Source organism: Pseudomonas sp. (genome assembly GCF_046581935.1).
Taxonomy (GTDB): domain Bacteria; phylum Pseudomonadota; class Gammaproteobacteria; order Pseudomonadales; family Pseudomonadaceae; genus Aquipseudomonas.
In genome coordinates this window covers 107383-119817 of record NZ_JAYGFK010000014.1, presented here as the reverse complement: position 1 = coordinate 119817, position 12435 = coordinate 107383, and the positions used below count along the sequence as shown (strand labels likewise).

12 protein-coding genes and 4 tRNA genes are annotated in these 12435 nt (G+C 56.4%); 2 read left to right on the top strand and 14 right to left on the bottom strand.

Annotated elements, in window-relative coordinates; translation table 11 throughout:
• Positions 1-31: 31 nt before the first annotated feature.
• From phnF to phnC, 4 genes are all read right to left on the bottom strand, one after another.
• Positions 32-736 carry a phosphonate metabolism transcriptional regulator PhnF gene (gene phnF / locus VCA57_RS11375; protein ID WP_411185133.1) on the bottom strand — a complete coding sequence of 235 codons (705 nt, stop codon included), beginning with the start codon at positions 734-736 and terminating at the stop codon, positions 32-34.
• Between the two features lie 36 nt (positions 737-772).
• Positions 773-1567: a phosphonate ABC transporter, permease protein PhnE gene (gene phnE / locus VCA57_RS11370; RefSeq protein WP_411185132.1), complete on the bottom strand. Its 795-nt coding sequence runs from the start codon at positions 1565-1567 to the stop codon at positions 773-775.
• 66 nt (positions 1568-1633) lie between these two features.
• The gene (gene phnD / locus VCA57_RS11365; protein WP_411185131.1) at positions 1634-2638 is read right to left on the bottom strand and encodes a phosphonate ABC transporter substrate-binding protein; all 1005 of its coding nucleotides are present in this window, start codon (positions 2636-2638) and stop codon (positions 1634-1636) included.
• 57 nt (positions 2639-2695) lie between these two features.
• Entirely contained in the window at positions 2696-3532 is an 837-nt protein-coding gene (gene phnC / locus VCA57_RS11360; RefSeq protein WP_411185130.1) for a phosphonate ABC transporter ATP-binding protein, read from the bottom strand.
• 394 nt (positions 3533-3926) lie between these two features.
• On the opposite strand from phnC, the gene VCA57_RS11355 reads away from it, so the two are divergent.
• A complete protein-coding gene (locus VCA57_RS11355; protein ID WP_411185129.1) occupies positions 3927-4244 on the top strand; it encodes an Arc family DNA-binding protein in 318 nt (105 codons plus the stop codon).
• Between the two features lie 166 nt (positions 4245-4410).
• Here the strand turns inward: VCA57_RS11355 and VCA57_RS11350 are convergent, their stop codons facing one another.
• From VCA57_RS11350 to mgtE, 4 genes are all read right to left on the bottom strand, one after another.
• Complete coding sequence (locus tag VCA57_RS11350; protein ID WP_411185128.1) at positions 4411-5547, bottom strand: sodium ion-translocating decarboxylase subunit beta; 1137 nt, start codon at positions 5545-5547, stop codon at positions 4411-4413.
• A gap of 12 nt (positions 5548-5559) precedes the next feature.
• Positions 5560-7335, bottom strand: a complete 1776-nt coding sequence (oadA, locus tag VCA57_RS11345) for a sodium-extruding oxaloacetate decarboxylase subunit alpha (RefSeq protein ID WP_411185127.1) — start codon at positions 7333-7335, stop codon at positions 5560-5562.
• A gap of 25 nt (positions 7336-7360) precedes the next feature.
• Positions 7361-7615 (bottom strand): OadG family protein, encoded by a 255-nt coding sequence (locus tag VCA57_RS11340; protein WP_411185126.1) that lies wholly within the window; start codon positions 7613-7615, stop codon positions 7361-7363.
• Between the two features lie 224 nt (positions 7616-7839).
• Complete coding sequence (gene mgtE, locus VCA57_RS11335) at positions 7840-9282, bottom strand: magnesium transporter (protein ID WP_411185125.1); 1443 nt, start codon at positions 9280-9282, stop codon at positions 7840-7842.
• A gap of 322 nt (positions 9283-9604) precedes the next feature.
• Here mgtE and VCA57_RS11330 point away from each other — a divergent pair, with 322 nt between their 5' ends.
• The gene (locus tag VCA57_RS11330; protein ID WP_411185124.1) at positions 9605-10105 is read left to right on the top strand and encodes a DUF4124 domain-containing protein; all 501 of its coding nucleotides are present in this window, start codon (positions 9605-9607) and stop codon (positions 10103-10105) included.
• An 80-nt stretch (positions 10106-10185) separates the two neighbouring features.
• Here VCA57_RS11330 and VCA57_RS11325 read toward each other — a convergent pair.
• The 6 genes from VCA57_RS11325 to VCA57_RS11300 all read right to left on the bottom strand — a co-directional run bounded on the left by VCA57_RS11325 (position 10186) and on the right by VCA57_RS11300 (position 12374).
• Positions 10186-10262: transfer RNA gene (locus VCA57_RS11325), tRNA-Arg, on the bottom strand.
• A 72-nt stretch (positions 10263-10334) separates the two neighbouring features.
• A tRNA-Arg gene (locus tag VCA57_RS11320) sits at positions 10335-10411 on the bottom strand.
• Positions 10412-10483: 72 nt separating this feature from the next.
• Positions 10484-10560: transfer RNA gene (locus VCA57_RS11315), tRNA-Arg, on the bottom strand.
• 53 nt (positions 10561-10613) lie between these two features.
• Positions 10614-10704 (bottom strand) — tRNA-Ser (locus VCA57_RS11310).
• A gap of 62 nt (positions 10705-10766) precedes the next feature.
• A complete protein-coding gene (gene csrA, locus VCA57_RS11305; protein ID WP_025165378.1) occupies positions 10767-10952 on the bottom strand; it encodes a carbon storage regulator CsrA in 186 nt (61 codons plus the stop codon).
• A gap of 183 nt (positions 10953-11135) precedes the next feature.
• A complete protein-coding gene (locus VCA57_RS11300) occupies positions 11136-12374 on the bottom strand; it encodes an aspartate kinase (RefSeq protein ID WP_411185123.1) in 1239 nt (412 codons plus the stop codon).
• Positions 12375-12435 lie beyond the last annotated feature (61 nt).

The window sequence follows — 12435 nt, the reverse complement described above, 5'->3', positions numbered from 1 at the left end:
CGGTATTGCGCGGCTCATCAACAAGCCTCCATCAAAGGGCGAGCTGGTACTGAAAACGGTCGGCGCGGCTGGTCGATAACGACAGCTCCACCGGCCGCCCGGCCAGATCGCAGGAAAGGGTTTGCACGCTGAGTAGCGGCGCATGTCTGGGCATCAACAGCCGGGCGGCTTCCTCACGGCTGGGCAGGCGCGCACCGATCAAGCTAAAGGTGCGAGTCAACGGCAAGCCACTCTGGCTGAGGTACTGGCGCAGCGAGCCGCCCTGATAGTCGGCGAGCAGCTCGCTATGTGCGGTGCTGAAGGCGTGGCGAATCAGGCTGACGGGCTGGCCCTCGATGAGGCGCAAGGTGCTCAGCTCCAGCAACTGCGCACCACTGGCGAGCTGCAAATATTCGCGTTCTTCACAACCGGCCGGGCGCAAGCGGCTCTCCAGCAATTGCGCCTCGACCTTGTGACCGAGCGCCGAGAGCGAAGCGCTATAGGCGCTGCCGGCCTGCATCGGGTAGATCAGCGGTTTGGCCAGCACCCGCGTGCCCTTGCCCTGCTGGCGCAGCAGGCGGCCTTCCAGCACCAACTCATCCACCGCACGACGCAAGGTGTGGCGGTTAACCGCAAAGCGCGCAGCCAACTGCACCTCGGCTGGCAGGTAGTCACCGGGGCTCATGCGCTGCAGCTCATCGCGCAAAACGGCGGCCAGTTCGCGGTACAGCGGCTCGGGTTGTCTAGACAAGTGCATGGTTTAAAACGGGCGCCCGTAGGCACCCGGCTCCAATCAGATAAATTGCTTACGCAAGCGCTGAGAAATGATGTCGAGCACGCTCACCACCATGATGATCACCAACAGCAAGGCGCAGGTTTGGGCGAACTGGAAGCCGCGAATCGCTTCCCAGAGAATCACCCCGATACCGCCCGCCCCGACCATGCCGACCACGGTGGCCGAACGCACGTTGGACTCGAAGCGGTACAGCGAGTAGGAAATCCACAACGGCAGGACTTGCGGGATCACCCCGTAGATCACTTCTTGCAGCGCACTGGCACCCGTGGCGCGCACGCCTTCTACCGGGCCAGGATCAATCGCCTCAACGGCCTCAGCGAACAGCTTGGCCAGCACCCCAGTGGTGCCAATAAACAGCGCCAGCACACCCGCGAATGGCCCCAAACCAACCGCCACCACGAAGAGCATGGCGAAGACCATTTCGTTGATTGAACGGCAGGCATCCATCACCCGGCGAATGGGCTGATAAACCCACCACGGCACGATGTTTTCCGAGCAGAGAATGCCTAAAGGAATCGCGCAGATAATCGCCAGCACGGTGCCCCAGAGGGCGATCTGCACGGTGACGACCATTTCCTTGAGGTACAGCTCCCAGTTACTGAAATCTGGCGGAAAAAAGTCCGCAGCAAAGGTTGCCATGTTGCCGGAGTCGCGGATCAGGCCAAGCGGATTCATCTCCGCGCCGTGCCAGGACCAGGCCAGTACGGCAAGGAACAACCCCCAGCCAATCAGCTGCATCCAGGAACGCTTGGCGGGTAAATCTGCCGGTGGCACGCTAGTCAAAGTGGTCATAACAACATCTCGAATAAAGCGGCAGAACAGAGCGCCCCGCTAAACTGAGCGGGGCGCTGGCGGCAATTAACCAGCGCTTGCCGGGTTGTTCTGGGCGATTTCAGCCAGACGCTTTTCCAACTTGGCCAGCTCGGCATCCAGCTCTTTGAGCTGTGCCTGCTTGTCGGCTGCCTTGAGCTTGTCGTTGTTGGCTACTTCGCTGCGCTTCTTGAACAGTTCCAACTGGCGGATCGGTAGCAGTTGATCGTCATCAGATGCCTTGAACTTGGCCCACTGCAGACCTTCCAGCACCTTCAGCTCAGCCGGCTTGTCGCCGTAGCTCATGAAAAAATCGCGCAGCTTGTTCTTGGTCGCGTCATCCAGGTTCTTGCGCCATACCAGCGGATCAGACGGGATCAGCGGCGAGGTCCAGATCACTTTCAGTTGGGCGGCTTTGTCCGGAGCGGTCACTTCAAGACGCTCCATGCCTTCGCTGTTGAAGGTGCCGACATCGACCTGCTTGTTGGCCACCGACAGCGCGTTGACTTCATGGCTACCGTTAAGCGAACGCTTGAAGATCTTGTTGGCATCCACGTTGTTCTTGGCGAACACGTAATAGCCCGGCACCAGGTAACCCGAGGTGGAGTTTGGGTCGCCGTTGGCGAAGGTCAGATTCTTGGCGTTTTTCAGCATGTCTTCGATCGAATTGATCGGGCTGTCCTTGTGCGCCACCATCAGGCTGTAATAGCCCTGCGCGCCGTTGGCGGCAACAGTCTGGGCAAACACCTCGCCACCGGCACGGTCCACGGCTTCCATGGCTGCCTTGTTGCCATACCAGGCCATGTCGACCTTGTCGAAACGCATGCCCTGGATGATCCCGGCATAGTCAGGCGCGAAGAAGGGCTTGATCTTCAGCCCAGTCTGCTTGCTCATGTCTGCCAGGAAGGGGTCCCACATGGTTTTCAGGTTTTGCGACGACTCGGTGGAGATGATGCCAAAGTTGATTTCCTGCTCAGCGGCCTGAGCAGCGCCCAAAACCGAGCCGGCCAGCAGCGTGGACGCGACGAGAACGCGACTGATACGTTTGAACATGCAAAGCACTCCTAGTGCAGATGGACATACAGGGATTGGCATAACAGAGAGCTCAACTCAGGCCTTGGCCAAAGTCAGCGGTATTTTTGGCGTGCGCGTCCGGCGCGCTGTCTCAACTGGCAGTGGCTCTATTTCAAGCTCGGCACCATAGAGATCGTTAAGGAAGTTGGGGTGCAGCGCGGCGGCGGCGCCATCGAAATGAATACGCCCCGCTTTCAGGGCCACGGCGCGCTGGCAATAACGCATGGCGTAGTCAACTTGATGCAACGTAACCACTACAGTGGTGCCATCTTCGCGGTTGATGTCAGCGAGAATCTGCATAACCTTGCGCGCCGACTCGGGGTCCAGCGAAGCAATTGGCTCATCGGCGAGAATCACCTTGGCCCGCTGGCACAAGGCACGGGCAATTGCCACACGCTGCTGTTGACCGCCAGACAAGGTAGAAGCGCGCTGTTGCGCCAGATCAGCCAGGCCAACACGGGCTAGAGCCTGCAGCGCTTGCTGCTTTTCTTCGGCGCTAAATAGGCCAAAGGTGCCACGCCAGCGCGGAATGCGCCCTAGACAACCGAGCAACACGTTCTGCAACACGCTAATACGACCGACCAGGTTGAACTGCTGGAAGATATAACCAATATCCGCGCGCAGCCGGCGTACCTCACCATTCAGACGACCTTCGGCCTGTACTTCACGGCCCAATACCTGAATGCTGCCGCCGCCGCTACGATTGCAGCAGGCAAGGCCCGCAACATGGCGCAGTAGTGTCGACTTACCAGAGCCCGAAGCACCGATCAGCGCCACCATTTCACCGGGCTCAACGGACAGTGCCAGATCAAACAACGCCTGCTTACGACCGAATGTCTTGTTCAGGTTCTCGACCCGGATCACTGCGCTCATGGAATGCCTCCTTTATATTGGCGCTTACACGACGGCTGGCAGCCGCCTTCTGGTGTAGACCAAGGTAGGCAAATCCTGTGTCAGACCGATTAATGGGCCATGACACTTACGTGACCATTGTTTGAAGTTTTTCGTGCTCACGGCAGCGTTTTAGCTGCTTTTGCACAGCACAGCGCATTTCTGATAATCGGTGCTGGCAAAAAGCCTTTATCCAACGCAAAATGTGACACGTAATTGGCGTCAATTTATCGACCAATACGACTGTAGAGTCACGCAACATCGAAGCGGCTTTCTGGCTGAACGGTTAGTGCTATAGGCGGTCAAACCGGTGACAATCCTATAGCCCATTGCCAGTATCGCTTTCCTAAACTAACCGGTTTAATGTACGCGCCCTATGAAACCAGCACTCTATTCCAGCCGCACCGCTGACAAATTTGTAGTTCGCCTGCCAGATGGCATGCGCGAACGCATTGCGGATGTCGCACGCAACCATCACCGCAGCATGAACTCGGAGATCATTGCTCGCCTTGAGCAAAGCATGCTCCAGGAAAGCGCTTTGGGTGATGACCTCAATATCCATCTGGATAGCCCCGAGCTATCCCTGCATGAGCGTGAGCTGCTGCAGCGTTTTCGTCAGCTGTCGCGCCGCCAGCAAAATGCCCTCGTGGCATTGATTGCTCACGACGCAGAAATGGCTGGCGAAGAAGCCTGATTGCGCAGCACAACGAAAAACCGGCTTAGGCCGGTTTTTTTGCTGCTCGTAAAATACTCGCGATCCGCTTTTGACGACCTGACTAAACAGTCGACGGGCTCAACCCCATAGATTACAGGCCATAAAAAACCGCCCATTCAGGCGGTTTTTTTGTTTTGAAGATTACTCAGCCAACAAAGTTAAGCAGCACACCCGCCGCCACCGCTGAGCCAATCACCCCGGCCACGTTGGGCCCCATGGCATGCATCAGCAAGAAGTTTTGCGGGTTGGACTCAAGCCCAACCTTGTTCGATACCCGCGCCGCCATTGGCACCGCAGACACCCCAGCCGAACCAATCAACGGGTTAATTTTGTTGCTGCTAAACAGGTTCATCAGCTTGGCCATCAACACCCCTGCCGCCGTGCCCGCACAGAACGCCACCATACCCAGACTGAGAATGCCCAGCGTCTTCAATTGCAGGAACGAGTCCGCCGAGAGCTTCGAACCCACCGTCAGGCCAAGGAAGATAGTGACAATGTTGATCAGCGCGTTGCGCGAGGTATCCGCCAGACGCTCGACCACACCGGCCTCACGCAGCAAGTTGCCGAGAGCGAACATTCCGATCAGCGGCGCAGCATCCGGCAGCAGCAAACCAATCAGTAAGCACAGCACGATCGGGAAGATGATCTTCTCAGCCTGCCCAACTGGACGCAGCTGCTGCATGACGATGGCACGCTCGTCTTTGGTGGTCAGCGCACGCATGATCGGCGGCTGAATCAACGGCACCAGCGCCATATAAGCGTATGCCGCCACTGCGATCGGACCGAGCAAGTGCGGAGCCAGCTTGGAGGTTACGAAAATCGAGGTAGGCCCGTCGGCACCGCCGATAATCGCAATGGAGGCGGCTTCCTTAAGGGTGAACTCCAACCCTGGAATACCCAGCGCTGTCAGAGCCAACGCGCCCATAAGCGTACCGAAGATACCGAATTGCGCCGCAGCCCCGAGTAGCAAGGTCTTGGGGTTAGCCAGCATTGGCCCGAAGTCGGTCATCGCCCCGACACCGAGAAAAATCAGCAGTGGGAAGATACTGGTGGGTAAGCCCACCTCATAGATCATGTGTAGAAAGCCGTCACCCTGAGCCATGTTGGCCACTGGAATGTTGGCCAACAGACCGCCAAAACCAATCGGCAGCAGCAGTAAAGGCTCAAAGCCCTTCTTGATCGCCAAGTAGATCAGCAGGATGCACACCGCGATCATAAACAGCTGACCGGCCTCGATGTGATACAGGCCAGTGCTATGCCAAAGTTTGAGGAGCTTTTCCATTACCGCGCTCCCTTAACCGATGGTCAGCAGGCTGTCGCCCACCGCCACTGCATCACCCACCTTGACGTTGACCGCACCGATGGTGCCAGCCTTGAACGCACGGATCTCGGTTTCCATCTTCATCGCTTCAAGGATGATCACCAGCTGCCCTTCTTCCACAGCCAGGCCAGGCTGCACCAGCACTTTGAAGATATTGCCGGCCAGCGGGGCATTCTGCGGTTCGCCAGCACCTACAGGCGCAGCTACCGCCTGCGCAGCGGAAGCTGCGCCGCCGACAGCTTTGAGCCCTTCGATATCGCCACCTTCGTTGACCTGCACCACATAGGACTTGCCAGCCACTTCTACGGTGTAGACTTCGGGCTTGCCGGCTTCACGAACAAGGGTTTCCTTGCCGGTCGGCATCGGCTCGAAGGCCGCCGGATTACCGCGATTCTCTAGAAATTTCAGGCCGATCTGCGGGAACAGTGCGTAGGTCAGTACGTCATCAATCTCATCGACTGCCAGCGTGATGCCTTTCTCTTTGGCAATACTTTTGAGTTCGGCCGTCAGCTTGTCCATCTCTGCTTCAAGCAGATCGGCTGGGCGGCAGGTAATCGCTTCGGCCCCATCCAGCACCCGTGCCTGCAGCTCTTTATTGAAAGGTGCCGGCGCTGCGCCGTATTCGCCTTTCAACACACCGGCGGTTTCCTTAGTGATCGATTTGTAACGCTCACCGGTGAGCACATTGATTACCGCCTGGGTGCCAACGATCTGCGAGGTTGGGGTTACCAGCGGGATAAAGCCGAGGTCTTCGCGCACCCGCGGGATTTCCGCCAGTACTTCGTCGAATTTGTCCTGGGCGCCCTGCTCTTTCAGCTGGCTTTCCATATTGGTCAGCATGCCGCCCGGCACCTGAGCAACCAGGATGCGCGAGTCGACCCCCTTTAGGTTGCCTTCGAATTTCGCGTATTTCTTCCGTACTTCACGGAAGTAAGCGGCGATTTCTTCAAGCAATTCAAGATTCAGTCCCGTATCACGCTCGGTGCCTTGGAACATGGCCACCACCGATTCGGTTGGTGAGTGTCCATAGGTCATCGACAGCGAAGAAATAGCCGTGTCTACGTTATCGATACCGGCCTCGACCGCCTTGAGAATAGCGACAGACGACAGCCCTGCCGTGGCATGGCACTGCATATGAATCGGGATAGACAGACTGGCCTTGAGTCGCGACACCAACTCAAAAGCGGTATACGGGGTAAGGATGCCGGCCATGTCCTTGATGGCAATGGAATCAGCGCCCATGTCCTCAATTTCCTTGGCCAGATCAACCCACATCTCCAGGGTGTGCACCGGACTGGTGGTGTAGGAAATCGTGCCCTGGGCATGTTTACCCAGCTGCTTGACCGCTTTAAGCGCGGTCTGCAGGTTACGCGGATCATTCATCGCGTCGAATACACGGAACACATCAACACCGTTAAACGCAGCGCGCTCAACGAACTTTTCCACCACGTCATCGGCGTAGTGACGGTAACCCAGCAGGTTCTGACCGCGTAAAAGCATCTGTTGACGCGTATTGGGCATGGCCTTTTTCAGCGCGCGAATACGCTGCCAAGGGTCTTCACCCAAGTAACGAATACAGGCATCAAAGGTCGCCCCACCCCATGACTCCACTGACCAGAAGCCCACCTGATCGAGCTTCGGCGCGATTGGCAGCATGTCTTCCAGGCGCACGCGCGTAGCCAAAATCGATTGGTGGGCGTCACGCAGCACCACATCGGTAATCCCGAGTGCTTGTTTTACGGCAGTCATGCAGATACTCCCTGTCGAACCTGGCTCACCCGCGGCGAGCGCGGTGCTGGTGGATAGCGGATTGGATAGCGGCGAGCACATCTGCACTCGGCTCATTGGCAGCGGTCGACTTGACGGCTAATGGTGCCACTGCAGGCGCAGAAGCAGACGCGGCAAACCGCTCGATAACCCACGACATAGCGCGGATCAGCACCACCAACAAAATCAGAAAGAGAAAAACAAAGCCCAGGCCGAATAGCATGAGCTCGACACCCTCGAGCAGGAGTTCACCAGGGGTCATCTTGGCTCCATTACCAGCTGCGTGTGAGCTGCGTTAATTATTAGAAAGGAGCGCCCAAGGTTCTAACCCCGGGCAAAGCTGGCGAACCTTAGCTTGAAACGAGCGTTTGAAGCAAACCCCGAACGGACTAATGAGACATTTTATGTAGAAAAAACGTCATCGCCGCCATCAGTCACCGAGCCTGTGTCAACAGCCAATCGGCAACTTAGGCAGCTCAGGGCTCACTAAAGCAAAAACAGACTGGCCAACCCCAGGAAGATAAAAAAGCCTCCGCTGTCCGTAACAGCCGTGATCATCACACTGGCACCTAATGCCGGATCACGCCCCAGACGCACTAACGTCATAGGGATCAGCACACCCATCATCGCCGCCAGCAACAGGTTCAGAATCATCGCTGCAGTCATCACCACACCCAGCGACCAACTGCCATAAAGCAGGTAGGCCACTACACCGATCACGCCACCCCAGACGATACCGTTGACCAAACCCACACCCAATTCCTTGCGAATCAAGCGCGAGGTATTACCGGTGCTCACCTGATCCAGCGCCATGGCACGCACAATCATGGTGATGGTCTGGTTACCCGAATTGCCACCAATCCCCGCGACAATTGGCATCAGCGCCGCCAAGGCCACCAACTTCGCAATGGAGTCTTCGAAGAGACCAATCACCCGCGACGCCATAAAGGCGGTTATCAGGTTGATTGCCAACCAGGCCCAGCGGTTGCGTAGGGATTTCCATACCGAGGCGAAGATATCTTCTTCCTCACGCAAACCGGCCATATTGAGGACTTCGCTTTCGCTCTCCTCACGGATCAGGTCGACCATTTCATCGATGGTCAAACGACCGATCAGCTTGCCGTTCTTGTCCACCACTGGCGTAGAAATCAGGTCGTAGCGCTCGAACGCCTGAGCGGCGTCGTAGCCATCCTCATCCGGGTGGAAGCTCACCGGGTCAGTGGCCATGACCTCGCTGACGAGTTTTTCCGGGTCATTAACCAAGAGGCGCTTGACCGGCAAAACCCCTTTGAGCACACCGTCGTAATCCACCACGAAAAGCTTGTCGGTGTGCCCTGGCAACTCCTTGAGGCGACGCAGATAGCGCAGCACAACTTCCAAGCTGACATCTTCGCGGATGGTAACCATCTCGAAGTCCATCAGCGCGCCAACCTGATCCTCCTCATACGACAATGCCGAGCGCACCCGCTCACGCTGCTGCGCATCAAGCGTTTCCATCAGCTCATGAACGACATCGCGCGGCAGCTCGGAAGCCAGGTCAGCCAACTCGTCGGCGTCCATGTCCTTGGCTGCGGCAAGAATCTCATGATCGTCCATGTCCGCGAGTAGGGTTTCACGAACCGCATCGGACACTTCAAGGAGGATATCGCCATCGCGCTCAACCTTAACCAACTGCCAAATAGTCAGTCGGTCATCTAGCGGCAAGGCTTCAAGAATGTGGGCAACGTCGGCGGAGTGCAGCTCATCAAGCTTGCGCTGCAACTCTGCCAGGTTCTGCCGATGTACCAGGCTTTCCACCCGGTCGTGATTCAAGCCTTCCTGACGATGCGTCAGGTCTTCGACCAGCTTGTGCCGATGCAACAGCTCAACCACCTGCGCCAGGCGGTCCTGCAGGCTTTCTTGCGGTTTTTTTGCTTCTACTTCAGTCATGGCGCGCTCCACCCCCAGCAGCAGAGCACGCCACAGAGGGTCAATCAGTCAATACGTGATTGCACAATCGAGATTCAGAATAACTACTGGGTAAGTCCATGGTGGTATTCCACAAGCCCCGGCGGGGCTGACGCGGCAAATGATATCACCACCCTGGCGCTTTGCATGTGACAAAAACGATCCTAGAACAGGCGCTTGCAAGACAAACCTAAGTTCGCACGTACATCTGTAGCTGCGACGAGCCATGCACAATCCAAGGCACGCCTGGCGAACACAAAGGCATCGACTAGTCTTCTAAAAGAACCGTCATGGAGGACGTACGATGCGAGGACTGCACTGCGCAGCTTGCTGCGCAATTTTGCTGCTTTATCCATTACAAACAATCGGCTCAACCGTGTTCCGCTGTGAGGACGCCACCGGCCATATCACCTTCACCCGCCAAGGCTGCCCCGATGAGCACAACCAAAGCCTGCAACAGGCCTACAACCCAAAACCAGGCAGCGGCAAACCAGTCCCCCTGGCCAAACCAAGTAAGGAGTCCCGAGAGAGTAAGAAGAGAGATGGGACCGAGCTGACGGTGATTGGCGCCAAGCTGGACGGTTGCGGCAACCACCTGACTAGCAGCGAACGGCGCGCCGCCATTATCAAGCAGCAGATACGCCTAGGTATGAGCCGCGCCGACGTCGAGAGCAGCCTCGGCAAGCCTGACAAGATCACAGAACAGAACGGCCAGGCCCGCTACGTTTATTTGGGCAAGAAAGGCAACAAGCGCAACGTCAACTTTGATGAAACGGGCTGCGTTAAAGGCAAAACCAAACGCTAACCACCCTGCCGCCAACCACAACAAGAAGCCATAAATTCAGCGCATAAAAAAGGCCTGCATCGCTGCAGGCCTTTCTTGTTTGGTGCACTCAGGAGGATTCGAACCTCCGACCGCTCGGTTCGTAGCCGAGTACTCTATCCAGCTGAGCTATGAGTGCAAATGGTGCTTTTTAACCAGATCACCGCTGGCTGAAACAAAATGACCTGAATCACTTCCGGTCATCTTAAGTTGGTGCACTCAGGAGGATTCGAACCTCCGACCGCTCGGTTCGTAGCCGAGTACTCTATCCAGCTGAGCTATGAGTGCAAATGGTGTTTTTTAACCAGATCACCACTGGCTGAAACAAAATGGCTTGCATCGCTGCAAGCCATTCCGATTTGGTGCACTCAGGAGGATTCGAACCTCCGACCGCTCGGTTCGTAGCCGAGTACTCTATCCAGCTGAGCTATGAGTGCATGTAACGCTTGCACTGCAGACTTTAAACACCAACGCCTACAGCACTAAATAATGGCGGAGAAGGGGGGATTCGAACCCCCGACACCCTTTTGAGATGTACTCCCTTAGCAGGGGAGCGCCTTCGGCCACTCGGCCACCTCTCCGCAACACGGGGCGCATAATAACCATGTTTTCCCCGTTTGCAAAGCCAAAATTTCGATAAAAATTAGTGGCTTGGTTCTTCACCTTTCTCTTTCTGGATGCGCTGGTAGATTTCCTCACGATGCACAGCAACTTCTTTAGGCGCATTAACGCCTATGCGCACCTGATTACCTTTAACGCCCAGCACGGTGACAGTGACTTCGTCACCCACCATCAGGGTCTCTCCGACCCGGCGAGTCAGAATCAGCATTCCTTTCTCCTTACGGATATCAGTTCAGGACAACAACAGTCTGCAAAATAAAATGGTGGCAGCCCCAAACAGCACAAACAGAGCCTTCACCCAGTATTGACCAGTGTGAGCAGAAAGAAAGTTCCGCTACACCACCCAAAAAGACAAAAGGCGCGGAATAAACCGCGCCTTTCGGATAATGCCTTAGTCAGCCTTGCGGGCCGGGGCATCCAGTTCAAAAGCAGTGTGCAGGGCGCGCACCGCCAACTCCAGATATTTTTCTTCGATCACCACGGAGACTTTGATTTCCGAGGTAGAGATCATCTGGATATTAATATTTTCTTTCGCCAGGGCCTCAAACATCCGACTGGCCACGCCAGCATGAGAGCGCATACCCACGCCAACGATGGACACCTTGGCAATCTTGATGTCACCAACTACTTCGCGGGCGCCTAGCTCACGAGCGGTATCTTCAAGCACCTGCTGCGCCGCAGCGTAATCGTTACGATGCACGGTAAAGGTGAAATCAGTGGTGTTATCGTGCGCAACGTTCTGCACGATCATGTCCACCTCGATATTCGCGGCACTGATTGGGCCAAGAATTTTGAACGCCACGCCCGGTAGGTCCGGCACGCCACGGATAGTCAGCTTGGCTTCGTCGCGGTTGAAAGCGATGCCGGAGATAATCGGCTGTTCCATGGATTCCTCTTCATCAAGGGTAATGAGGGTGCCAGGACCCTCCTGGAAGCTGTGCAACACGCGCAGCGGGACGTTGTACTTGCCGGCGAACTCCACCGAGCGAATCTGTAGCACCTTGGAACCGAGGCTGGCCATTTCCAGCATCTCTTCAAAGGTGATCTTTTCTAGACGCCGGGCCTGAGGCACCACCCGTGGGTCGGTGGTATAGACGCCATCGACATCGGTATAGATGTGGCACTCATCGGCCTTCAATGCCGCCGCCAGCGCTACGCCGGTTGTATCGGACCCGCCACGCCCCAGGGTGGTGATATTGCCGTGCTCGTCGACACCCTGGAAACCAGCGACCACCACTACACGCCCAGCCTTGAGGTCAGTGCGTAGCTTCTGGTCATCAATTTGCAGAATACGTGCCTTGTTATGCGCGCTATCAGTCAGGATGCGCACCTGGCTTCCGGTATAAGACACTGCCGGTACGCCAATATTGATCAGCGCCATGGCCAGCAGGGCAATCGTCACCTGCTCGCCGGTCGAGACCATCACGTCGAGTTCACGTGGTATCGGCTGACCATCACTGACCTGTTTGGCCAGATCGATCAGGCGATTGGTTTCACCGCTCATGGCGGAAACCACAACCACAATGTCATCGCCGTTTTCGCGGAATTTCTTCACCTTTGCCGCCACCTGCTGAATACGCTCAACAGTGCCGACGGAGGTGCCGCCAAATTTCTGTACGATCAAAGCCATTTCAAAGCCGCCTCAGCCCGTGAAGGGCGCCCATTAAACAGATAACTCAATAGCCTGCCAA

What these genes read in the sequence shown, in the direction of transcription:
- oadA (WP_411185127.1), bottom strand. Translation starts at nt 7,335, where the DNA reads ATGACTGCCGTAAAACAAGCACTCGGGATTACCGATGTGGTGCTGCGT.
- phnE (WP_411185132.1), bottom strand. Translation starts at nt 1,567, where the DNA reads ATGACCACTTTGACTAGCGTGCCACCGGCAGATTTACCCGCCAAGCGT.
- VCA57_RS11355 (WP_411185129.1), top strand. Translation starts at nt 3,927, where the DNA reads ATGAAACCAGCACTCTATTCCAGCCGCACCGCTGACAAATTTGTAGTT.
- mgtE (WP_411185125.1), bottom strand. Translation starts at nt 9,282, where the DNA reads ATGACTGAAGTAGAAGCAAAAAAACCGCAAGAAAGCCTGCAGGACCGC.
- phnF (WP_411185133.1), bottom strand. Translation starts at nt 736, where the DNA reads ATGCACTTGTCTAGACAACCCGAGCCGCTGTACCGCGAACTGGCCGCC.
- VCA57_RS11350 (WP_411185128.1), bottom strand. Translation starts at nt 5,547, where the DNA reads ATGGAAAAGCTCCTCAAACTTTGGCATAGCACTGGCCTGTATCACATC.
- VCA57_RS11330 (WP_411185124.1), top strand. Translation starts at nt 9,605, where the DNA reads ATGCGAGGACTGCACTGCGCAGCTTGCTGCGCAATTTTGCTGCTTTAT.
- csrA (WP_025165378.1), bottom strand. Translation starts at nt 10,952, where the DNA reads ATGCTGATTCTGACTCGCCGGGTCGGAGAGACCCTGATGGTGGGTGAC.
- phnC (WP_411185130.1), bottom strand. Translation starts at nt 3,532, where the DNA reads ATGAGCGCAGTGATCCGGGTCGAGAACCTGAACAAGACATTCGGTCGT.
- VCA57_RS11340 (WP_411185126.1), bottom strand. Translation starts at nt 7,615, where the DNA reads ATGACCCCTGGTGAACTCCTGCTCGAGGGTGTCGAGCTCATGCTATTC.
- phnD (WP_411185131.1), bottom strand. Translation starts at nt 2,638, where the DNA reads ATGTTCAAACGTATCAGTCGCGTTCTCGTCGCGTCCACGCTGCTGGCC.
- VCA57_RS11300 (WP_411185123.1), bottom strand. Translation starts at nt 12,374, where the DNA reads ATGGCTTTGATCGTACAGAAATTTGGCGGCACCTCCGTCGGCACTGTT.